The sequence below is a fragment of the Pseudomonas sp. NFACC46-3 genome (assembly GCF_900114515.1).
GTDB classification, from domain to species: domain Bacteria; phylum Pseudomonadota; class Gammaproteobacteria; order Pseudomonadales; family Pseudomonadaceae; genus Aquipseudomonas; species Aquipseudomonas fluorescens_Q.
The window spans coordinates 1-1,451 of the sequence record NZ_FOTH01000078.1; the positions used below are offsets into that span (position 1 = coordinate 1).

The 1,451-nt window shown below is 53.4% G+C and carries 1 rRNA gene; it reads left to right on the plus strand.

What is annotated here, in order from left to right:
• Positions 1 to 1,398: ribosomal RNA gene (locus BM300_RS29785) — 23S ribosomal RNA — on the plus strand; the annotation flags it as partial.
• Positions 1,399 to 1,451: the final 53 nt, after the last annotated feature.

The following is a 1,451-nucleotide window of genomic DNA, read 5'->3' on the forward strand; positions in this document are numbered from 1 at the left end:
TAAGGCCGAGAGCTGATGACGAGTTACCCTTTGGGTGACGAAGTGGTTGATGCCATGCTTCCAAGAAAAGCTTCTAAGCTTCAGGTAACCAGGAACCGTACCCCAAACCGACACAGGTGGTTGGGTAGAGAATACCAAGGCGCTTGAGAGAACTCGGGTGAAGGAACTAGGCAAAATGGCACCGTAACTTCGGGAGAAGGTGCGCCGGTGAGGGTGAAGCACTTGCTGCGTAAGCCCACGCCGGTCGAAGATACCAGGCCGCTGCGACTGTTTATTAAAAACACAGCACTCTGCAAACACGAAAGTGGACGTATAGGGTGTGACGCCTGCCCGGTGCCGGAAGGTTAATTGATGGGGTTAGCTAACGCGAAGCTCTTGATCGAAGCCCCGGTAAACGGCGGCCGTAACTATAACGGTCCTAAGGTAGCGAAATTCCTTGTCGGGTAAGTTCCGACCTGCACGAATGGCGTAACGATGGCGGCGCTGTCTCCACCCGAGACTCAGTGAAATTGAAATCGCTGTGAAGATGCAGTGTATCCGCGGCTAGACGGAAAGACCCCGTGAACCTTTACTATAGCTTTGCACTGGACTTTGAATTTGCTTGTGTAGGATAGGTGGGAGGCTTTGAAGCGTGGACGCCAGTTCGCGTGGAGCCATCCTTGAAATACCACCCTGGCAACTTTGAGGTTCTAACTCAGGTCCGTTATCCGGATCGAGGACAGTGTATGGTGGGTAGTTTGACTGGGGCGGTCTCCTCCTAAAGAGTAACGGAGGAGTACGAAGGTGCGCTCAGACCGGTCGGAAATCGGTCGTAGAGTATAAAGGCAAAAGCGCGCTTGACTGCGAGACAGACACGTCGAGCAGGTACGAAAGTAGGTCTTAGTGATCCGGTGGTTCTGTATGGAAGGGCCATCGCTCAACGGATAAAAGGTACTCCGGGGATAACAGGCTGATACCGCCCAAGAGTTCATATCGACGGCGGTGTTTGGCACCTCGATGTCGGCTCATCACATCCTGGGGCTGAAGCCGGTCCCAAGGGTATGGCTGTTCGCCATTTAAAGTGGTACGCGAGCTGGGTTTAGAACGTCGTGAGACAGTTCGGTCCCTATCTGCCGTGGACGTTTGAGATTTGAGAGGGGCTGCTCCTAGTACGAGAGGACCGGAGTGGACGAACCTCTGGTGTTCCGGTTGTCACGCCAGTGGCATTGCCGGGTAGCTATGTTCGGAAAAGATAACCGCTGAAAGCATCTAAGCGGGAAACTTGCCTCAAGATGAGATCTCACTGGGACCTTGAGTCCCCTGAAGGGCCGTCGAAGACTACGACGTTGATAGGCAGGGTGTGTAAGCGCTGTGAGGCGTTGAGCTAACCTGTACTAATTGCCCGTGAGGCTTGACCATATAACACCCAAGCAATTTGTATGCTCCAAGCCGAAGGCGAAAGAGACCAGATT